The following is an 18,776-nucleotide window of genomic DNA, read 5'->3' on the forward strand; positions in this document are numbered from 1 at the left end:
ACAGAGGAAGTCAATGAAGTTGCTCACCAGCGCTGCCCGCAACTACTCGTGGGGTTCGCGCACGCTGATCCCCACGCTACTCGGCGAGCCGGAAGCTCCTAGCCCGGTGGCCGAACTGTGGTTCGGCGCGCACCCGGCTGATCCCTCGACGGTGGATGGCGAGAAGCTGGATGAGATCATCGCCGCGGATCCGCAAGGACAACTGGGCAAGCGGGTAGCGGAAACGTACGGAGCCGGACTGCCCTTCCTGTTGAAGATCCTGGCTGCCGCCGAGCCGCTGTCGCTGCAGGCGCACCCGTCCAAGCAACAGGCCGAGGAAGGCTTTGCCCGCGAGAACGCGGAGGGTATCGAACTCACGGCGGCCAACCGCAACTACAAGGATGACAACCACAAGCCGGAGCTCATCGTGGCACTCACAGAGTTTTACGCCATGGCGGGCTTCCGCCCCCTCTCGCAGACCCGCAGCCTCTTCGCGGCTTTGGACTGCGAGGAGCTCGCGCACTACGAAGGCATGCTCGATCCGGACCCCGCTGCTGAAGGCGACAGCCTCCGCGCGCTGTTTACCACGTGGATCACTATCCCCAGCGCTAAGCGCAAGGAGCTTATCAGCGCAGTGGTAGCCGCGGGCGAGCGCCTGCGCGAAAGCCAAGCCGGTGAGCCGTGGATGTCTACCGTGATGGGGACCGTGTCGAAGATCAACGAGCAGTACCCGGGGGACATCGGCGTGCTGGGCGCGCTGCTGCTGAACCACATCGTCTTGCAGCCGGGTGAGGCGATCTACCTCGACGCCGGACAGCTGCACGCCTATGTGTCTGGTCTGGGCGTGGAGATCATGGCCAACTCGGACAACGTGCTGCGCGGCGGCCTGACCCCGAAGTTCGTTGACGTCCCTGAACTGGTCAAGGTCCTGACGTATCAGGCGGCAGAGGATCCGCGAGTGGAGCAAGTAGCGCACGCAGATGCAGCTGAAAAGGAAGCAACAGGCAGCATTACGGGCGCCACGGCGTGGGCCTACCCGGTGCCGATTGGGGAATTCTTGCTGGACCGCGTGGAGCTTTCGGGTGCGGACTCCGCCGAGGTAGACAGCGATGGCCCGATGATCCTGCTGTGCACCGCTGGCGCGGCCACGGTGAGCAACGACGAGGGGGAGAGCGTGGACTTTAGCGCTGGCCACGCAGCATGGATTCCAGCCAGCGACCCAGCCGTCACGATCCGTGCCGCGAAGGCCGAAGGCGCGGAGGTATTTGTCGCTCGCGTCTAGAGCTTAAGGTGCACCTTTAGAGGTGCACCTTTAAGGATGCACCGCTGCCGGTTCGGCGGCGGGTTCCATGGGTTTCTCGCCCGGCTTAACGGCGGTGGGGGTTTCTGCGGACGGTTCCTCTGCGGCGGGGACGTCATCCGTTGGGGCTGCCGGGGTGGGGGCCGCATTGGTTCGGTGCGCCTCGGACTCGCGCGCCAGCTCCTCTAGCGCCTCGTTGCCGTGCTGAGCAGACTCGTCCCACTGCTTTTGCTCGGCTTCGGTCGGCTCACGGTGTTCCGTAACGGAGTCAGGCTCGGCCTCAGGCTTCGGGGCTTCTTGGGCGAGCCCGGCCGGCTGCGGGATGAAGGAATCAGAAGCCTTAGGGGAGTCCTCGCCCTGCGGGGATATAGGGGCCTCGGTGGGTTGCTGCTCGGTCAACTGGGGGTTGTGCTCGCGTTCCCCGCGGGATTCCTGTGGGGCCGAATCCTGCGGTGCGGCAGTCTGCGGCTCCAGGGTGGCCGGCGGTGGCGTTGGCTCGGTGTGCTGCGGGGTAGAGCCAGGTGCCACGGATTCGGAGGCCGTGGACGGGTCAGTCGAGGGAGCCGTCGCTGGGGTGGTAGCAACCGGTGCCGGCGGGTTCTGCGGGTTCTGTGCGTTCTGTGTCGCCTGCGGTTGCTGGTTCTGCAGCGAGGAGACGTTATCCGGGCGGTAGACGGCCGTGGGGCCAGCGGGCTCCGTGTTGTTGACAACGGCGTTCGGCGCTAAGTACGGATCCTCTGCCGGCGCAGCAACCGGCGTGTGCGAGTCCTTCGACTGGGTGGTCGTCGGAGAAGCCGTGGTGGTGTAGGAGTGCGTCGCTGATGAGGACGTGGTGGCTGTGCTGGACACCGCGGTGGCGGCCGAGGGCTTAGCCACGACGGATTCGGGTGCGCTCATGCGCCACACCGCGACGCCCACGGCGACGGCACACAGGAGGCCGGCCGCCACGAAGGCGAGGATGCGGCGTGAACTGCTCGTCATGCGGGGCGCTCTCCTAACTGCACAAAGGTCACAAGTCGGTAACAACGATAGCACGAATATAGGGATAGTAAATGGCCTGGGCAATAATCCCTGTTCATAATTCTTTCTACGATGCAGGCAGGTCGGCGTTACGGAGAACTGTGGCGCAGCTGTAATAAACGGGCTCATTGGCCGAAGCCTTGCATAAGGGCGCCTAAAGAATGGTAGAAATTGGATTAGATAGCGGCTTGGCGGTGGGCGCGCCCCACGACGCCACACTGACCCACCGTGGACACAAGAAAATAGACCCCAACATAAACCCCCTATTCGCGTAAAGATGAAGGAGAAACAATGAGCTCATGGGATGAGGACATCTTCGCCGACGAAGTCAACGTCGACTTCTTGGATGAACTGGCAGACCTTGAGGACGAAGAGATCGTTGCCGCGGTCGATGATGCCTGCGCCCTGGCGGTCTCCGGTGAGGATCAGACCGAGGACGAGCAACGCAACGCGCTGGCGGCGGCCACGATCGCCGCGATTTGGGCGGGCGCCCCGTTCAGCGCCGGGGAGGTGGTTGAGGACTACCCATTCATTCGTGATCTGGCCGGTTCCGGGAGCGAGAACCTCAACGAGCACGCCCTCGAGCTGCTCGAAGGCGTCGAGGAGGACTACGACCTCGAGCCCTTCATCGAGGCGCTTTCCTAGTACGCCAGCATGCTGATCAGTATTGAAGGAATCGATGGTGCGGGAAAGAACACCATCACCCAGCGTCTGCGGGAAGAGCTCGACTGCGAGGTCTCGGTCTTAAGCTTCCCGCGCTACGAAGACTCCGTGCACGCGCAGCTCGCGCAGGAAGCGCTCTACGGGCACATGGGAGATCTCACCGATTCGGCCTACGGGATGGCCACGCTCTTTGCCCTAGATCGGTGGGGTGCTAAGGAACAGCTGCTCGCTGCCGCCGAATCCGCAGACTCCTTGCTCATCCTGGATCGCTACGTGGCGTCGAACGCGGCCTACTCCGCCGCAAGGGTGGGCGGGGAGCTCATCGTTGACTGGGTCTACGAGCTCGAATTCGAGCGTTTTGGCCTTCCCGTTCCACAGTTGCAGATCTTCTTGGACACCGACGTCGAAGTCGCCGGCCAACGCGCCGTGGCCCGCGCGGCGGAGGATGAGGGGCGCCATCGCGATCGCTATGAGCGGGATGCGGGGCTGCAGGCCCGCACGGCCGCTGCTTACCGTCGTCTAGCGCAGCAGCAGTGGGCTGGGCAGTGGATCGCCACCGCGGATGCCGATATGATTATCCAAGCTGTCAAGGAGCTTGTAGGAGAACAATAACGTGGCACCAAAAATCTTGGTCGTGGATGATGACCCGGCAATCGCCGAAATGCTCACCATCGTGCTCGAGGCAGAGGGGCTGGAACCAATTGCCGTCAACGATGGTAACGAGGCCATCCCAGCCTTCCGTGAGCACGACCCAGATCTGATCCTGTTGGATCTCATGCTGCCGGGCATGAACGGCGTCGATATTTGCCGTGCCATCCGCACCGAGTCCTCCGTGCCCATCGTCATGCTCACGGCGAAGACGGACACCGTCGACGTGGTCCTCGGCCTCGAATCGGGGGCGGATGACTACATCACCAAGCCCTTCAAGCCCAAGGAACTCATTGCCCGCATCCGTGCGCGCCTGCGCCGGATCGACGGGGGCTCGGGAGAGGTCATCGAGGTAGGGGACCTGCTGATCGACGTTCCCGAGCACACCGTCACCCGCAAGGGCGGCGAAGAAATCTCGTTGACCCCGCTGGAGTTCGACCTCCTTTTGGAAATGGCCCGCAAGCCCGGGCAGGTCCACACCCGTGAGGCGTTGCTCGAATCCGTTTGGGGTTACCGCCATGCCTCGGATACTCGCCTCGTCAACGTGCACGTTCAGCGCTTGCGCGCCAAGATTGAGCACGATCCGGAGGATCCCCACATCGTCCTCACCGTGCGCGGTGTGGGGTACAAGACTGGAAAATCCGCCGAGTAAAGGACTGCCGCTATTTTTGGTTGGTTAGGGCGAGCCCGGGATGGCATCGTCGAGCGCTGGCGTACGTCCCTGCAGACACGCGTGCTGGGCATGATGCTGGTGGCCTCCACGGTGGTCATGATCATCCTGGCCTACGCTCTGGTGTCGGTGCTCACGCAGCAGCTGGTGAGCCAGAAAGAGGACACCGCGCTGCAAGAGCTTGACCGCGCCCGCGTAGCCGTGGAGCAACAGATTGATGCGACAGGAACGGCTAACTCAACGCAGGTGCGCATCAACTCCGCACGCGCCGCACTGGGGCAGATGTCGGCACAGCAACCCGATGCCCAGGCCGTGTACGAACCGGTTATCCTCGTGGAAAACTCCGACGGCACGGCCACCACCTCGCCGGAGGGCTACCGCATCCCCGATGGCATGCGCGAGCTCGTCGGTCAGGGCCAAGTCGTGCAGCAGTACGCCACGGTGGATCAGCAATCGGGGGCTGCCTACAACGCGCTGATGGTGGGCACCCCCATTGAAAGTGATATCCCGAATACCCAGGTCTACCTCGTGCTCTCCATGGAGTCTGAGGAATCGACGATGGCGCTCATGCGCGGTCTGCTCTCCGCTGCTGGAGTGGTCGTCGTGGTCCTCCTCGTGGGCATCGCGTGGCTGGCTACCCAGCAGGTGATCGTGCCGATTCGCTCTGCTTCCCGCATCGCGCAGCGCTTTGCCGCCGGCCACCTGCGTGAGCGCATGGTGGTCAACTCGGATGATGAGATGGGCCGCCTTGCCTCTTCCTTCAACGACATGGCGGATAAGCTCTCCAAGCAAATCACCCAACTGGAGGAGTATGGCGATCTCCAACGGCAGTTCACCTCCGACGTGTCCCACGAGTTGCGCACGCCACTGACCACGGTGCGCATGGCGGCGGATGTCATCGCGGCGGACGCGGATGAGTTCAACCCTTATACCAAGCGCTCGGCGGAGCTGCTTATCAAGGAACTGGATCGCTTCGAGGACTTGCTCGCGGATCTGCTGGAGATCTCTCGCCACGATGCGGGCGTGGCGGATCTGTCCACGGCCTCCATCGATATTCGCTCCTGCGTAGACTCCGCACTGAGCCAGGTTGAACACCTCGCCGCCGAGCTCGGTGTGGAGGTCATCGTGCATGTTCCGGAGGAACCCGTGGCCGTCGAATGCGATTCACGGCGTGTCGAGCGCATCCTGCGCAACCTGCTCGCGAACGCCATTGATCACTCTGAAGGCAAACCCGTCACCGTGGATATCGGGGCGACGGAGGACGCCGTCGGCATCGCTGTCACCGACTCCGGTGTCGGCCTCAAGGAGGGCCAGGAGGAGTTGGTGTTCAACCGCTTCTGGCGCGCGGATTCTTCCCGTAAACGCCATTCTGGCGGAACCGGTCTGGGCCTTGCCATCGCCCGCGAGGATGCGGTGCTGCACGGCGGTACGTTGGACGCTATTGGCTACTTCGGCGTGGGCTCGCGCTTCCGGCTGATCCTGCCGCGCACACCAGGCCAGACGGTTGAGTCTGAGCCCATCGCTCTGGAGGTGCCGGGCGCCCCGGAGCAGGTCGAGGCAGAAGAACAATCCGCGCTCGAGGTGACCTCGGAGCCGGGCATGCCTGTGTTTAAAGGTGAGTCGGACACAGGAATCGTGTGGCCTTCAGAGCGCGAATCCCGTGGCGTGGACACGCCTTTCAATCACAACACCGTTCCTGATTTCGAGGAGGAGGCCCAGCGATGATGCCGGCCCGCCGCCCACTCGCAGTGTTCAGCTGCGTTGCGCTCATAGCCCTCGTCGGGTGCTCGACCTTGCCGAACAACACGGATCCGCAAGTGATCGGGACTTTCGAACCGCATGACCGGGCAGACGATGCTGTCGTCGAACCGCGTACAGATAGCGAGCCTGATCTCCTCGTGCGTGACTTCTATTCGGCGGTGGCGATTCCCACCGGTAACTACGCCGCCGCCCGCACCTTCCTTTCGACGAATATAGCTAATTCCTGGGACCCCACGGATACCGTTCTGGTGGTGGATTCCATCGATCTCGTGACGTCCAATATGGAAGACGGCGACCTGGAATACTCGGTCCGCGGCAATATTATTGGCCGTTTGGCCAATGGCGGGGCTTATGTCCCCGATAATTCGCGCATCGAAGCAACCGTCCGACTGCGCCAGTTCAATGGGCAATGGCGCATCACGGATTTGCCCACTGGTGCTGTGATTGAGCGCACCGAACTGCGCAACCGCTACCGGCCGCAGTCGCTGTACTTTTTCGATACAACCCAACGCCTGCTGGTGGCGGACCGTCGTTGGCTTTATTCGGGTAAGGAGTCCATCGCCTCGGAGCTGGTGACCCTCTTGCTGCAGGGGCCGTCCTCCGATATCGCGCCGGCGACGTCCACCCTGATCCCCAAGGATGCTACCTTCTTGGGAATTAACGATGGCGTCTACGAGTTCAGCGGGATGGCAGGAATGACCCAGGAAGAGCGCCTCAAGTTCGCCGCCCAGTTGGTCTGGACCCTCAACAATGCTGAGATCACGAACTCAGTGCGCGCCACGATCGATGGCAGTCCGCTTGTCGACGGCATGGAGGAGATGACCATCGATGACTTTGCCGAGTTCAACCCAGAGGTGGCTGCACAGGCCGTGCCTAAGCTCTACGCGGTCAATGACGGCTCTCTCCTCGAGGTTAAAGGTGAAGGCAGCACAGAGGTGCAGGGAATGGCCGGGCAGATTCACGATATCCAGTCCGCGGACGTCTCCGATGAGGGCATGGTCGCCGCAGTACGCAAGCGCTCTGAGAAGGAGTCACAGCTGGCGATGGGCGAGCTCGGCCACGAGCTCAAAGATTCGGTCAAGGGCGAAACTTTAGCCCGCCCCACCTTCGAGGTGGGAGGCCAGGTGGCGTGGACCGTCGTCGACGGCAAGCACGTGGTCCGCGTGACACGCTCGCCAGCCACGGGCGAGCTGAGCACCGCGGAGGTAGACACCTCAGCATTAGAGAACGTGGAGGGCGAAATCTCCGTCATCCGGCTGTCCCTGACGGGAGCGCGTATCGCCATGATTATCGATGGCAGCATTTATACCGGTGTGGTTGCCCGTGCGACGTCGGGAGAACGGCGCATCGTCAACGTTCACCAGGTGGGCCCAGAGCTGGCCGGCTCTGCTTTGTCGGTGGAGTGGCAGACAGACGGGGCCCTGCTTGTGGGTACCTCGGCGTCGAGCTCGCCGGTGTGGCGCATCGAGCAAGACGGATCGTCGGCCACCACACTGCCCACCGGAAATATCACCGCACCCGTGGTCGCGGTGGCCTCTTCGCCGTCGACGCTTTATGTCACCGATGCGCATGCGCTGCTGCAACTTCCCGCGGGCGGATCCGAGCGTTCTTATTGGCGCGAGGTGGAGGGCCTGCAGGGAGTGCGTTCCTCTCCGATTATCGCGCGCTAGAGGACAGCTCAGGAGTCAGGCTAGAGTTGGGCGCATGCCGAAACATCGGGGGATAGGTGAGGCCACCGCCGCGCTCATGGAGCTGTTCCTGCCGCGCCCGTGCGCTGGGTGCGGGGGTGAGACCTCTGCGGGTGGCGTGCTGTGCGCTGCCTGCCAGCACCACCTGCGCCAGATTCCGCGCCGCGTGGAACGTCCGCAGCCATTAGGGTTTCCGGCGTGGGCGCTCGGACCGTATTCCGATACCCGCCGCGGGGTCATCATCGCGATGAAGGAACGCGGACACCAGGCGGTGCGCGCGCACTTGGGCGCGGTGCTTGCCGCTGGCATCGACTACCTGCGCGCCCGCGGCGACATTCCGGAGACCGCGCTGTTGGTGCCCGCCCCGACACGGGCGTCGTCGGCCCGCAAGCGTGGTGGTGATCCGGTGACCGCGCTGTGCCAGGCGGCGTCTGCTCGGCTTCCTGGTTGGGACGTGGTTAATGCCTTGATGACGGCCGAAGGCAGTGCGGATCAGTCGCAGCTCAACGCCGCGGAGCGCACAGACAATATGCGCAGTGCCGTGCGGTTGCTGCCGGCCGCCCGTAGGTTGGCGGGGCGCAGCGTGCTGCTTGTCGACGACGTCATCACGACCGGCGCGACACTCCGCGCCAGCGCAGCTCGCGTGTGGGCCGTCGGGGGTGACGTGGCGGGGGCGATTGCCCTGGCAGACGCGTAGGGTGGAGCGACATCAAGCGTCTGTAGAGGGGGCCAGTAAACCCGTTGGTTATGACCAGTGGTAGCATGAGGGGTGTCACAGGGAAGCGGACACTAAGCCCCGAATCACAGGCTTGAATGAGGTCCGCAGAATGTGCAGTCATTCAGTCCCCACGAGTAAAGGGAGGCATTACATGTCCCAGCAGACCAACGCTCAGGTCACCATCACCGGTCGTAACGTGGAGGTTCCGGAGCACTTCCAGGAACGTGTCACTGAAAAGCTAGCCAAGATCGAGCGCCTCGATCCGACCCTGACCTTCTTCCACGTGGAGCTGCAGCACGAGCCGAACCCGCGCCGCGAGTCTGAGGCAGAGCGCCTGCAGATTACCGCTACCGGCAAGGGGCACATCGCCCGCGCTGAGGCTAAGGAAGATTCGTTCTACGCGGCACTCGAGACCGCTCTGGGCAAGATGGAGCGCTCCCTGCGCAAGGTAAAGGTGCGCCGCGAGAACGTGAAGTCCGGCCACCGCGCTCAGAAGGGTACCGGTCAGATTGCTGCCGAGCTGGTCGCCGAGGCTGAAGCGGCTAAGCCGGGTAAGGAAGAACGCTACATCGATCCGTACGCAGAGACGGTCGAGGACGTTCGCCCGGGCCAGGTTGTGCGCTTCAAGGAGCACCCGGCTACCCCGATGTCCGTGGATGATGCACTCAGCGAGATGGAGCTGGTCGGCCACGACTTCTACCTCTTCATCAACGAGGAGAACAACAAGCCGTCCGTGGTCTACCGCCGCCACGCCTTCGACTACGGCCTTATCTCCCTGACGGACGCTTAAGGGCTAAGCGTCCTAAGGGCTAAGTATTAAGCCCTTCGGGAAAATTATCCCGGCTACAACACGTTTCCCCGCGCTGCACATGCAGCGCGGGGAAACGTGTTTTCGTTTATCGCGACGCGGCTATATTCCGAATTGGCTGGACAGGTGCACTTCGGCCTCAGCTAGCTTTTGCAGTGGCAGCATGAGCAAGGCCACTGGGGCGAACAGAATCAGATCCAGTCCGAAGTTTTCGGTGGGATGCGACCCTGGGCGGTGCGAAGTGGCGATGGCATCCATGGTTCCGGTCATGATCGCGTCATAGGTCCACATGGCGCTACCACCGCGCGGTGCTTCGGAGTCATCAGCCACGGCGGCGGGTGCGGCTATGGTGCTCAACGCTAGGGCTGCGGAGGTAGCGGTAGCTACGGCAATCTTGGAGAACTGCATAGTCATTCCTGTTCTGTCTCGTTCTGCGTCCGGGTGAGTAGGGGACTGCGGGTTGGGGACGTGGGCGCTCTTGTTGTTCCCTTATATAAACCTTCGTTGTGAGGCGCGTAACTGTTAGCAGTTGGCTGCGGCGCACAGCTCTTTGGACGACTAGCTCTTTGGTTCTGAGAAAACACAGGATGGGTGCACGAGTGGGCGCGGGTTAAGTATCGGATTTTGCGTTTTGGGTTGGGTGGCGAATCGATACGGAAAAGCTAGTGAGTACAATGGCGACGAGTTAACTTTATTGTCGCGACCAGAAGGACTATCTAGACGTGTTTGGACTTTCCAAGCTGCTCCGTGCCGGTGAGGGGCGCACCGTCAAGCGCCTGGCTAAAATTGCTGATGATGTTATTGCCCTAGAAGATAAATTCGCGGCGCTGTCGGACGACGAGCTTAAGGCTAAGACAGACGAGTTTAAGAAGCGTCTGGCGGATGGCGAAAAGATGAATGACATGCTTCTCGAAGCATTCGCCACCGTGCGTGAAGCCGCCTGGCGCGTGCTCGACCAGAAGCACTACAAGGTGCAGATCATGGGCGGTGCCGCCCTGCACTTTGGCAACGTTGCCGAGATGCGCACTGGTGAGGGTAAAACCCTGACCTCACTGCTGCCGGCCTACCTCAACGCCCTCGAAGGCAAGGGCGTCCACATCGTGACCGTCAACGACTACCTGGCTAAGCGTGACGCCGAGATGATGGGCCGTGTGCACCGCTGGCTGGGACTGTCCGTCGGCGTCATCCTCTCCGAGATGCGCCCTGCAGAGCGCAAGGAAGCCTATGCCTGCGACGTCACGTATGGCACGAACAACGAGCTGGGCTTTGACTACCTGCGCGACAACATGGTCCGCTCACTCGATGAAACCGTCCAGCGCGGCCACAACTACTGCATCGTGGATGAGGTTGACTCCATTCTGATCGATGAGGCGCGTACCCCGCTCATCATTTCCGGCCCGGTCGATGGGTCCTCTCAATTCTACGGAGTCTTTTCCAAGCTGGCCCCGAAGATGCGCGAGGGCATCCACTACGAGGTGGACCACAAGAAGCGCACCATTGGTGTGCTTGAGGAAGGCGTGGAATTCGTCGAAGACCAGCTGGGCATTGAAAACCTCTACGCACCTGAGCACTCCCAGCTGGTGTCCTACCTCAATAACGCGCTGAAGGCGAAGGAGCTCTTCACCCGCGATAAGGACTACATCGTCCGCAACGGCGAGGTCCTCATCGTGGATGGATTCACCGGCCGCGTGCTGGCTGGTCGCCGTTACAACGAAGGTATGCACCAGGCCATTGAGGCGAAGGAAGAGGTGGAGATCAAGAACGAGAACCAGACGCTGGCGACCGTTACCCTCCAGAACTACTTCCGCCTTTACGACAAGATTTCTGGCATGACCGGTACCGCAGAAACTGAGGCGGCCGAGCTGCACTCCATTTACGGTCTCGACGTGGTGCCGATTCCGACCAACAAGCCGAACCAGCGTACCGACCACTCCGACCGCATCTACAAGACCCAGGAAGCGAAGTTCGCTGCGGTGGTCGATGACATCGAGGAGCACGTGGCTGCCGGTCAGCCGGTGCTCGTTGGTACCACCTCCGTGGAACGCTCCGAGTACCTCTCCCAGCTGCTGAGCAAGCGCGGCGTCAAGCACTCGGTGCTCAACGCCAAGCACCACGAGGAAGAGGGCCAGATCGTCGCCCGTGCTGGCCGCCCTGGCACCGTCACCGTGGCCACCAACATGGCCGGCCGTGGTACCGATATCGTGCTCGGTGGCAACCCCGAGGTCATCCTGGATGAGAAGCTGCGGGACCGCGGCCTCGATCCCTTCGAGGACGAGGAGAAGTACCAGGAAGCCTGGGACGCTGAGATCGAGCAGGAGAGGGAACGCTCCAAGAAGAAGGGCGATGAGGTCCGTGAGGCCGGCGGCCTGTACGTGCTGGGCACCGAGCGCCACGAGTCGCGCCGTATTGATAACCAGCTGCGTGGCCGTTCCGGACGTCAGGGTGACCCGGGAGAGACCCGCTTCTACCTGTCCATGCGCGATGAGCTCATGGTGCGCTTCGTGGGCCAGTCCATGGAGAACATGATGAACCGCCTCAACGTGCCGGATGACGTGCCGATTGAGGCCAAGATGGTGTCGAACTCTATCAAGGGTGCGCAGGCACAGGTGGAGAACCAGAACTTCGAGATGCGTAAGAACGTGCTCAAGTACGACGAGGTTCTTAACGAGCAGCGCAAGGTGGTGTACGCCACCCGCCACGACATCCTTGAGGCCAACGACATCAAGGACAACATCCGGACGATGATCAATGACACCGTGTCCGCCTACGTGGCAGGGGCTACTGCTACCGGTTACGTGGAGGACTGGAATCTCGATGAGCTGTGGAATGCGCTGGAGTCCCTGTACGGGCCGACCATGACGCATGAGGAGCTCGTTGACGGCACCGAATACGGCGCCGCCGGCGAACTATCTGCGGAGCAGCTGCGGGATGCCCTCCTGGCTGATGCCAACTCCGAGTACGACAAGCTCGAAGATGCTGTGACTGCCATCGGCGGTGAGAACCAGATGCGCAATACCGAGCGCATGATCATTCTGCCGATCATCGACCAGAAGTGGCGCGAGCACCTTTATGAAATGGATTACCTCAAGGAAGGTATTGGCCTGCGTGCTATGGCGCAGCGCGATCCCCTGGTGGAATACCAGAAGGAGGGCGGCGACATGTTTAACGCCATGAATGACGCAGTGAAGGAAGAAACCGTCCGCCAGCTGTTCATGTTGCGCAAGCAGTTCAAGGCCCAAGAAGAGGCGAGCGCAGCGGGTGAAGCAAACGCGGAAGCGGAAGCTTAATCTGCCGCGGCTTGAAACTGCGCTGACGCGCGGGCGCTAGAAAGCGCGGAAAGTGATGAGGCGCCGTGTGGGAAGAACTCCCCACGGCGCCTTTTTATTGGAAGCAGTTAGGTATATACTGTCAAATTATTAATTGTTCTGCTTCGGAAGGTTGAGTTAGTATGCGCCGCTTGTCTCTGCGAGTAGGTCTCTCCGTGTTCGCATCTGCCACCCTGTTGGGCGGCGGCGCAGCTGCGTCAGCTATCGAGCTTGCTCCCGAGGAGCAGTGCCAGCTCTCTTCCGTCTTGAGCTCGCAGGACGATGAGTCCTCCAAGGACGCCGTGCTCAGCTCCCAGGACACCGTGGCCACTCAGTGCGGCGCTGCGTCTGCTCCGGAAACCTCCGAGGAAGCTGCAAAGAACCTGCCTGTGGTCGGAGCCACCATGTTTGGCGGTATCAGCTTGGCTCTGGTGAGTGCGTCCGCGGCGTTCGCCGGCATCGATTGGACGCCCATCTTGATCAAGCTCGGTTCGCTTTTTTAATCTCCCGCAGTTTCCAGCCAAGGTTGTCCCTTGGCTTCTTGTTTAGCCTCCCGTAGCCTGCCGGTCGCCTCCAGCGATACTGGGGCTGGGGCCGACTGAGAGTAACCGGAAGGAACGTATGTGCCGCCCGGCTGCGGAGCCGGTGAAAGCACGCTGGTGCGAACCTATCAGCACTGAACCGAAGAACTCGCCGTTTGCGCGCGCATGCAAGCTGGTGAGCGCCATGCCCCCGCGGAGCTCTGCCGCTGCATGGGCCTTCCGCCACGCGCGTACATGGGTGATGATTTCTGGAGCAAAGCGCGGGTTGTTGAGATGGCTCATCGGCCGCAAAGCGGCGGCAACTTCTAAAACAATGACGACGAGTCCGTGGATCTCGTCACGTGTGGCGAGGTCACCAGCAGTGGGCTCGCGCTCATAGCGGATACGCTGTGGAGCAACATAGAGCTGCAGATGGCTCATGCCGGGGATGGGGGTGTACATGTGGAATCCGGTCCTTATCCGCGACGAGCAGCGCGGAGAAAGGCGTTCGGGCAGGAGAAGGCGAGCGGAGGAAAGGAAGCTGGACGCACGTTCATTGTGCCACGCTGGCGGCATCCTCGGCTAGAAGGCGCTGCGCCTTGGCCTGTGGGAGCAGGCGAGCGGTATGTTCGCTATACTTTCGGACGATAAACACAGCTCAATGCGAAGGGTAGATAATATGCGTGGACTCATCGTCGATTTTGTAGGCGTGCTTGACGGCACCGAAGAAGACGTCAAGCGCTGGCGGGAGCTGTTCGCCGCCGCGAAATCCAACGGAGTCGCCACCGCTATTCTCTCTAACGATCCGGGCGGCCCAGGCGCGGAGCACATTCGCGAGTGGGAATACCGCGGCATCGTTGATGCCGTCGTGCTTTCCGGCGAGGTCGGTGCGGAGAAGCCGGATCGTGCCGCCTTCCAGGCTGCAGCGGACGCTATCGACCTGCCGATTAATGACTGCGTCATGGTAGATGATTCCATCGTCAACGTCCGCGCCGCGGTGGAAAATGGCATGGTGGGCATGCTCTACACGGTCTTTGACCGCACCAGCGTGGAAGTCCAGGCAGTCTTCGACATTGAAGGTGAGTTCTAAGTGTCGAAGGATGTGCGCGTCTTCCTGCCAGCCACTTTTGCCATGCTGACAGAGCTGGAAGAAACCGGCCAGCTTGCCGCCCGCAGCGGCTGGGGATTTACAGTAACCCCGGCGCTGCGCGAGTTTTACACGGAGGGCGACGAAGAAGAGATCGAATACTCTGCCTTCCTCGAGGCTTCCATGGCCTCCCTGCGGCTCTTGGCCATCGGCGATGAGGACAAGTTCCCGCACCGCCGAGTCGTCATTTCCGTCGACGTGGACGAGTCCGTAGTGACCCCGAAGCCGGACATGGGTGAACCAGTCGTGGCGCTCAACCCGGCCACTATCACGAAGGACAATCTGCAAGCTATCCACGTGGACATCGAGGAATCCGAGGCTGCCACCGCCAAGGCTATCGCCGCCATCGACAATGCTGACCTCGGCGACGAAGACGCCGAACTCGCCGTCGGTGATGCCCTAGATAACTTCATGGCTTTCTATGATCCCACCGAGCTGCCCATCCTCGTAGAGCTGCTCTAGAATTCACCAGCGTTAACAGCCCTAACGCGAATGGTGGTGCTACTCTAAGCCCTTATTGCCATTGCTTGAGAAAAGGAGCACCATCATGAAGGCAACTCGCCTTGCTAGCCTTATCACCGCTGCAGCCCTGAGCGTCACAACCCTCGTTTCAGCACCAATTGCCGGGGCAGAGGAAGCAGTAGCGCCGGCAGCGCAGAAAAATCAGACCGCGCAGGGGAGCTCTGCTCAGGAAGCGGCTCCCAGCGAACCTGACCCCAACAATCCGGACCCCAACATGGCCGTGATGCCTAAGACTCCGTGGCTGCGCATCGTTGAGGGCTCCTCGCAAGGACCGATGGGGGTTATCGTCGCCATTCTCTTCGGAATTATCAGCATCGGCTTCGCTGTGTACAAGGAGTTCGGTGATTACCTGCCCAAGTTGGGCTAAATGCTGATAGTCTGCTGGAGTAAAACTCAGCTCGATCGAAAGGTCCCCTCAGCATGACTTCCTCTCGTCTTCGCCGCGTAGTTGCTACCTCCACCTTGTCCGTCGCACTTGTTGCTGGCGGAATCGCTGCCCCCACTGCGGGTGCGGTGACCACCTCCATCAAGAATGACAAGTGCACCATCACGTTGAGCGAGGACGAAGCCAGCGACCTCAAGAACGCGGAGTCCAAGGACAACGACGTCGACAGCAGCCTGCTGAAGGATGGCCTTAAGATTTCGCCCAAGGACGCGGAGAAGCGTGCTCGCGACGTAGAGAACCAATCGGACGAGCTCTACCGTGCTCTGGCTGGCTATGAGGCAGAGGTCGAGCTCGGTGACGAGGACGCCGTCAAGCGCGCTAAGAACAACATCAAGGTAGCCGAGACTTTCCGCGACATCGCGCCGGAGTACGTCAAGGCTCTCGATGCGTGTGCCAAGAAGGAAGAGTTCAACAAGAAGGCACCGAGCGGTGATAACACCTCCTCCAACATCGACAAGGGTGGCGCCATCATCCTCGGTGTATCCGGCGCCCTGACGGTGTTCTTTATGGCTCTCCGCGCTGCCAGCCCCTTCCTGAAGACCGTCCTGCCGCCGCAGCTGGCGGCTATGCTTCCGGCCTAAGCTTGAGGGCTTAAGGCCTAAGCCCAATCGACGTTGGTGCGCAGGGAGGCCAAAAGGCCCCGCACTGCGTCGCGACGGCGCGCAGAAGCAGTGCCTTCCTCGATGTTTAAGTCCAGGCCGCACTCAGGGTCCGCGGGCGGCCCAGCATGCGTGCAGCCGCGCGGGCAGTCCTCGATGGCTTCGGCCAGATCATCGAAGACCTCGATGACGTTCTCCGCGTCAATGTGGGCTAAGCCAAAGGAGCGGATGCCGGGGGTATCAATGATCCACCCGCCATTCGGCGTGCTTCCTTCCGCCGGCAGGCGCAATGCCACCGACTGCGTCGAGGTGTGGCGGCCCTTGCCCACGGCGGAAACCTCGCCGGTCTCTCGGTTGGCGTCCGGGACAAGCCGGTTCACCAGGGTGGACTTTCCCACGCCCGAGTGGCCTATGAGGGCCGTGACATGTCCATCAATTGCGGCACAGACCTGCTCCAGCCCATCGTCGACGCCGGCCTCCACCACCGTGACATCCAAGTCCGCAAACTCTTGGGCAAACGGAGTGGGGTCGGTGAGGTCGGTCTTCGTTAGACATAGGACCGGCTGGATATTGCCGGCAAAGGCCGCGATGAGGGCACGCTCCACGAATCCAGAACGCGGCGGGGGATCCGCCACGGCGCTGACGATGAGCAGGCGGTCCGCATTCGCCACCACGATGCGCTCATAAGGATCCGTGTCATCCGCGGTGCGTCGGAGGACGGAGCGGCGTTCCTCGAGCTTCACGATGCGCGCGAGGGTGTCTTTCTTACCCGAGGTATCGCCCACGACGCCGACCCGATCACCGACTTCGACGGGTGTGCGGCCCATCTCGCGGGCACGCATGGCCGTGACGACCGGGCCATCGTTATCTAGAGCGACTCCCCAACGGCCGCGATCCTTGGTGATGACCATGCCGAACTTGGCATCCTTGTGCTTTGGGCGGTCCTTCGTGCGCGGGCGCGAGCCTTTGCCGGGCCGGATGCGGACATCGGATTCGTCATAGCTGCTTGCGCGCCTAGCCACGGATCATGGCCTCCCACATCCCGGCGAAGCCGGGCAGAGTCTTGGACGTGGTATCGATGTCCTCGACCTCGACCCCTTCGACTGCCAGGCCGATGATGGCGCCGGCGGTGGCCATGCGGTGGTCGGCGTAGGAGTGCCATACCCCGCCGTGGAGTGGGGCAGGGGTGATGCGGAGGCCGTCGTCAAGCTCGGTGACGTTGCCTCCCAAGCCGTTGATCTCGGTAGCGAGGGCCGCCAGACGGTCCGTCTCGTGACCGCGCAGGTGCGCGATGCCGGTCAACGTCGAAGGCGTGGAGGCCAGCGCGCACAGCGCAGCCACGGTCGGGGTGAGTTCACCGATATCGCCCATGTCGAGATCGATACCGCGCAGGCCTGCTAGACCCTCCTCTGGGCCGGTGACCTTCAAGTAGGGATCCTGGTGAGGTGCCTGCGGGACGTACTCAACCTGAGCTCCCATCTGTTCCAGGATGCCGCGGAAAGCATCACCCGGCTGGTCCGTTTCCTCCGGCCAGTTCGGGATGCTCACGCTTCCGCCACAGGTGGCAGCAGCGGCAAGGAAAGGAGTGGCGTTGGAGAGGTCCGGCTCGATATACCACTCGCGGCCTTCAATCTTTCCAGGGCGCACGACCCAATTATCTTCGCCCGCGACCACATGCACGCCGGCATCACGCAGCATGCCGATGGTCAACAGGATGTGGGGCTGGGAAGGTACGGTGCCGCCTTCGTGGCGCACGCTGAGCCCGTAGCGGTAGCGCGCACCGGCCAGGAGCAGGCCAGAGACGAACTGTGAGGAAGCGGAAGCGTCAATGGTGACCTCGGCGCCCTCTGGGACACCATGGGGCGTGATGGTCAGCGGCAGGCTATCGCCCTTGACGTCAACGCCCAGCTCACGCAGGGCCTTCGTCATGGTGGACATGGGGCGCTTGCGCGCATACGGGTCGCCATCGATGATGACGGGGCCATCCGCCAACGCGGCTACCGGTGGCAAGAAGCGCATAATCGTGCCGGCCAGGCCGCAATCGACGGTCGCCCCATGCAGCTGGCCCGGGGTCACACGCAGGTGCGGGCCCCAGTCGGAGATACCTACGCCCATGGCCATCAGAGCTTCTTTCATCAGGTCAGTATCGCGGGAGATCAGTGGGTTGTAGATGATAGAGGGGGAGTCAGCCAGCGCGGCGAGGATGAGGGCGCGGTTGGTCATCGACTTCGATCCGGGGACTTCTTGAGTCCAGGACAGCGGGCCGGTGGGTTGGGGAGCACTCCAGTAAGCAGACATGTAGTCCATAATAAAGGGCATGTGCGGAAGATTTGTTCTGTTCACCGAGTCCCTACTGGAGGAAGTCGGAGCGTGGGAGTCCATTACGGAAGTTTATGCGCCGGAAGGCCTGCCGCCAGCACGCTATAACATTGCTCCGACCCAGCCCATCGCCATCGTGCGGGTTGCGGAGGAGACCGCCCGTGTGGAGCCAGCGCGCTGGGGACTTATCCCGCATTGGAAGAAAGACCTCGACGGCCCGCCCCTGTTTAATGCCCGCGCGGAGACTGTGGCGCAGAAACCTTCCTTCCGTGATGCCTTCAAAGCACAGCGCTGCGTCATCCCGCTGGATGGCTACTATGAGTGGAAAGCCGGGGAAGATAAGAAGGCCAAGAAACAGCCCTACTATGTGACCGGACCCGATGGCCTGCTGTGGGCGGCTGGTTTGTGGGCCACGGGGATGGAGAGGCTCTCGGCCACGATGGTGACTACGGACGCCACGGAGGAGATGGCGTGGCTGCATCACCGCCTGCCCAAGTTTCTGACTACAGATGAGATCGCACCTTGGCTGGCGGGGGAGGCGCTTCTGGAGCCGAGTGCCGTGCGGGGCTTTCAGGCACGCCCCGCGGACCCGGCGGTGGGCAATGTGCGCAACGACTACGCGGAGCTTATCGACGAACCACCGGCCGCCACCCTCTTCTAGTA

The 18,776-nt window shown here is 61.9% G+C and carries 20 protein-coding genes; 15 read left to right on the plus strand and 5 right to left on the minus strand.

Going from position 1 to position 18,776, the window contains the following annotated elements; translation table 11 throughout:
- The first annotated feature begins 13 nt into the window (after positions 1 to 13).
- The gene (gene manA, locus QKE52_RS09535) at positions 14 to 1,261 is read left to right on the plus strand and encodes a mannose-6-phosphate isomerase, class I (RefSeq protein ID WP_347948673.1); all 1,248 of its coding nucleotides are present in this window, start codon (positions 14 to 16) and stop codon (positions 1,259 to 1,261) included.
- Between the two features lie 30 nt (positions 1,262 to 1,291).
- Here manA and QKE52_RS09540 read toward each other — a convergent pair whose 3' ends face one another.
- Positions 1,292 to 2,260, minus strand: a complete 969-nt coding sequence (locus QKE52_RS09540; RefSeq protein ID WP_347948674.1) for a DNA-directed RNA polymerase II — start codon at positions 2,258 to 2,260, stop codon at positions 1,292 to 1,294.
- 330 nt (positions 2,261 to 2,590) lie between these two features.
- Between QKE52_RS09540 and QKE52_RS09545 the strand changes: the two genes are divergently transcribed.
- From QKE52_RS09545 to raiA, 7 genes are all read left to right on the plus strand, one after another.
- Positions 2,591 to 2,944: a DUF4259 domain-containing protein gene (locus QKE52_RS09545; RefSeq protein ID WP_046647442.1), complete on the plus strand. Its 354-nt coding sequence runs from the start codon at positions 2,591 to 2,593 to the stop codon at positions 2,942 to 2,944.
- A 9-nt stretch (positions 2,945 to 2,953) separates the two neighbouring features.
- Positions 2,954 to 3,574, plus strand: a complete 621-nt coding sequence (locus QKE52_RS09550) for a dTMP kinase (RefSeq protein ID WP_347948675.1) — start codon at positions 2,954 to 2,956, stop codon at positions 3,572 to 3,574.
- Position 3,575: 1 nt separating this feature from the next.
- Positions 3,576 to 4,262, plus strand: coding sequence for an MtrAB system response regulator MtrA (gene mtrA, locus QKE52_RS09555; protein WP_049156075.1), 687 nt, complete (start codon positions 3,576 to 3,578; stop codon positions 4,260 to 4,262).
- Positions 4,263 to 4,331: 69 nt separating this feature from the next.
- Positions 4,332 to 6,005: an MtrAB system histidine kinase MtrB gene (gene mtrB, locus QKE52_RS09560; protein WP_347948697.1), complete on the plus strand. Its 1,674-nt coding sequence runs from the start codon at positions 4,332 to 4,334 to the stop codon at positions 6,003 to 6,005.
- Positions 6,002 to 7,711 (plus strand): MtrAB system accessory lipoprotein LpqB, encoded by a 1,710-nt coding sequence (lpqB, locus tag QKE52_RS09565; RefSeq protein WP_347948676.1) that lies wholly within the window; start codon positions 6,002 to 6,004, stop codon positions 7,709 to 7,711. The genes mtrB and lpqB overlap by 4 nt, the downstream gene beginning before the upstream one ends.
- A 34-nt stretch (positions 7,712 to 7,745) precedes the next feature.
- Entirely contained in the window at positions 7,746 to 8,426 is a 681-nt protein-coding gene (locus QKE52_RS09570; protein ID WP_347948677.1) for a phosphoribosyltransferase family protein, read from the plus strand.
- A 172-nt stretch (positions 8,427 to 8,598) separates the two neighbouring features.
- Positions 8,599 to 9,237 carry a ribosome-associated translation inhibitor RaiA gene (gene raiA / locus QKE52_RS09575; protein WP_046647448.1) on the plus strand — a complete coding sequence of 213 codons (639 nt, stop codon included), beginning with the start codon at positions 8,599 to 8,601 and terminating at the stop codon, positions 9,235 to 9,237.
- A 120-nt stretch (positions 9,238 to 9,357) separates the two neighbouring features.
- Here raiA and QKE52_RS09580 read toward each other — a convergent pair whose 3' ends face one another.
- The gene (locus QKE52_RS09580; RefSeq protein ID WP_347948678.1) at positions 9,358 to 9,669 is read right to left on the minus strand and encodes a hypothetical protein; all 312 of its coding nucleotides are present in this window, start codon (positions 9,667 to 9,669) and stop codon (positions 9,358 to 9,360) included.
- A gap of 308 nt (positions 9,670 to 9,977) precedes the next feature.
- On the opposite strand from QKE52_RS09580, the gene secA reads away from it, so the two are divergent.
- Positions 9,978 to 12,542 carry a preprotein translocase subunit SecA gene (gene secA / locus QKE52_RS09585; protein ID WP_347948679.1) on the plus strand — a complete coding sequence of 855 codons (2,565 nt, stop codon included), beginning with the start codon at positions 9,978 to 9,980 and terminating at the stop codon, positions 12,540 to 12,542.
- 161 nt (positions 12,543 to 12,703) lie between these two features.
- Positions 12,704 to 13,063 carry a hypothetical protein gene (locus tag QKE52_RS09590; RefSeq protein WP_070512202.1) on the plus strand — a complete coding sequence of 120 codons (360 nt, stop codon included), beginning with the start codon at positions 12,704 to 12,706 and terminating at the stop codon, positions 13,061 to 13,063.
- Between the two features lie 42 nt (positions 13,064 to 13,105).
- Here QKE52_RS09590 and QKE52_RS09595 read toward each other — a convergent pair whose 3' ends face one another.
- Positions 13,106 to 13,543 (minus strand): hypothetical protein, encoded by a 438-nt coding sequence (locus tag QKE52_RS09595; protein WP_070512198.1) that lies wholly within the window; start codon positions 13,541 to 13,543, stop codon positions 13,106 to 13,108.
- 217 nt (positions 13,544 to 13,760) lie between these two features.
- Here QKE52_RS09595 and QKE52_RS09600 point away from each other — a divergent pair, with 217 nt between their 5' ends.
- The 4 genes from QKE52_RS09600 (at position 13,761) to QKE52_RS09615 (ending at position 15,776) form a co-directional block, all read left to right on the plus strand.
- On the plus strand, positions 13,761 to 14,171 hold the full coding sequence (locus tag QKE52_RS09600) for an HAD-IA family hydrolase (RefSeq protein WP_010189184.1): 411 nt from the start codon (positions 13,761 to 13,763) through the stop codon (positions 14,169 to 14,171).
- A 12-nt stretch (positions 14,172 to 14,183) separates the two neighbouring features.
- Entirely contained in the window at positions 14,184 to 14,690 is a 507-nt protein-coding gene (locus QKE52_RS09605) for a hypothetical protein (protein ID WP_175974375.1), read from the plus strand.
- A gap of 85 nt (positions 14,691 to 14,775) precedes the next feature.
- Positions 14,776 to 15,117, plus strand: a complete 342-nt coding sequence (locus tag QKE52_RS09610; protein ID WP_070517843.1) for a hypothetical protein — start codon at positions 14,776 to 14,778, stop codon at positions 15,115 to 15,117.
- Between the two features lie 53 nt (positions 15,118 to 15,170).
- Positions 15,171 to 15,776 (plus strand): hypothetical protein, encoded by a 606-nt coding sequence (locus tag QKE52_RS09615; RefSeq protein ID WP_070512186.1) that lies wholly within the window; start codon positions 15,171 to 15,173, stop codon positions 15,774 to 15,776.
- Positions 15,777 to 15,793: 17 nt separating this feature from the next.
- Here QKE52_RS09615 and rsgA read toward each other — a convergent pair whose 3' ends face one another.
- Both rsgA and aroA read right to left on the minus strand, forming a co-directional pair.
- On the minus strand, positions 15,794 to 16,816 hold the full coding sequence (gene rsgA / locus QKE52_RS09620) for a ribosome small subunit-dependent GTPase A (RefSeq protein ID WP_070512182.1): 1,023 nt from the start codon (positions 16,814 to 16,816) through the stop codon (positions 15,794 to 15,796).
- On the minus strand, positions 16,809 to 18,113 hold the full coding sequence (aroA, locus tag QKE52_RS09625) for a 3-phosphoshikimate 1-carboxyvinyltransferase (RefSeq protein WP_175974272.1): 1,305 nt from the start codon (positions 18,111 to 18,113) through the stop codon (positions 16,809 to 16,811). Before aroA ends, rsgA begins: the two co-directional genes overlap by 8 nt.
- Here aroA and QKE52_RS09630 point away from each other — a divergent pair.
- Positions 18,112 to 18,774: an SOS response-associated peptidase gene (locus QKE52_RS09630; RefSeq protein ID WP_347948681.1), complete on the plus strand. Its 663-nt coding sequence runs from the start codon at positions 18,112 to 18,114 to the stop codon at positions 18,772 to 18,774. The two genes, aroA and QKE52_RS09630, sit on opposite strands and share 2 nt — an antisense overlap.
- Positions 18,775 to 18,776 lie beyond the last annotated feature (2 nt).

This window comes from Corynebacterium sp. c25Ua_47 (assembly GCF_039907205.1).
Classification (GTDB): domain Bacteria; phylum Actinomycetota; class Actinomycetes; order Mycobacteriales; family Mycobacteriaceae; genus Corynebacterium; species Corynebacterium hiratae.

Bases quoted from the DNA above. Each gene is read 5' to 3' on its own strand.
- manA (WP_347948673.1), top strand. From the start codon at position 14: ATGAAGTTGCTCACCAGCGCTGCCCGCAACTACTCGTGGGGTTCGCGC.
- QKE52_RS09540 (WP_347948674.1), bottom strand. From the start codon at position 2,260: ATGACGAGCAGTTCACGCCGCATCCTCGCCTTCGTGGCGGCCGGCCTC.
- QKE52_RS09545 (WP_046647442.1), top strand. From the start codon at position 2,591: ATGAGCTCATGGGATGAGGACATCTTCGCCGACGAAGTCAACGTCGAC.
- QKE52_RS09550 (WP_347948675.1), top strand. From the start codon at position 2,954: ATGCTGATCAGTATTGAAGGAATCGATGGTGCGGGAAAGAACACCATC.
- lpqB (WP_347948676.1), top strand. From the start codon at position 6,002: ATGATGCCGGCCCGCCGCCCACTCGCAGTGTTCAGCTGCGTTGCGCTC.
- QKE52_RS09570 (WP_347948677.1), top strand. From the start codon at position 7,746: ATGCCGAAACATCGGGGGATAGGTGAGGCCACCGCCGCGCTCATGGAG.
- raiA (WP_046647448.1), top strand. From the start codon at position 8,599: ATGTCCCAGCAGACCAACGCTCAGGTCACCATCACCGGTCGTAACGTG.
- QKE52_RS09580 (WP_347948678.1), bottom strand. From the start codon at position 9,669: ATGACTATGCAGTTCTCCAAGATTGCCGTAGCTACCGCTACCTCCGCA.
- QKE52_RS09590 (WP_070512202.1), top strand. From the start codon at position 12,704: ATGCGCCGCTTGTCTCTGCGAGTAGGTCTCTCCGTGTTCGCATCTGCC.
- QKE52_RS09595 (WP_070512198.1), bottom strand. From the start codon at position 13,543: ATGTACACCCCCATCCCCGGCATGAGCCATCTGCAGCTCTATGTTGCT.
- QKE52_RS09600 (WP_010189184.1), top strand. From the start codon at position 13,761: ATGCGTGGACTCATCGTCGATTTTGTAGGCGTGCTTGACGGCACCGAA.
- QKE52_RS09610 (WP_070517843.1), top strand. From the start codon at position 14,776: ATGAAGGCAACTCGCCTTGCTAGCCTTATCACCGCTGCAGCCCTGAGC.
- QKE52_RS09615 (WP_070512186.1), top strand. From the start codon at position 15,171: ATGACTTCCTCTCGTCTTCGCCGCGTAGTTGCTACCTCCACCTTGTCC.
- QKE52_RS09630 (WP_347948681.1), top strand. From the start codon at position 18,112: ATGTGCGGAAGATTTGTTCTGTTCACCGAGTCCCTACTGGAGGAAGTC.
- aroA (WP_175974272.1), bottom strand. From the start codon at position 18,113: ATGCCCTTTATTATGGACTACATGTCTGCTTACTGGAGTGCTCCCCAA.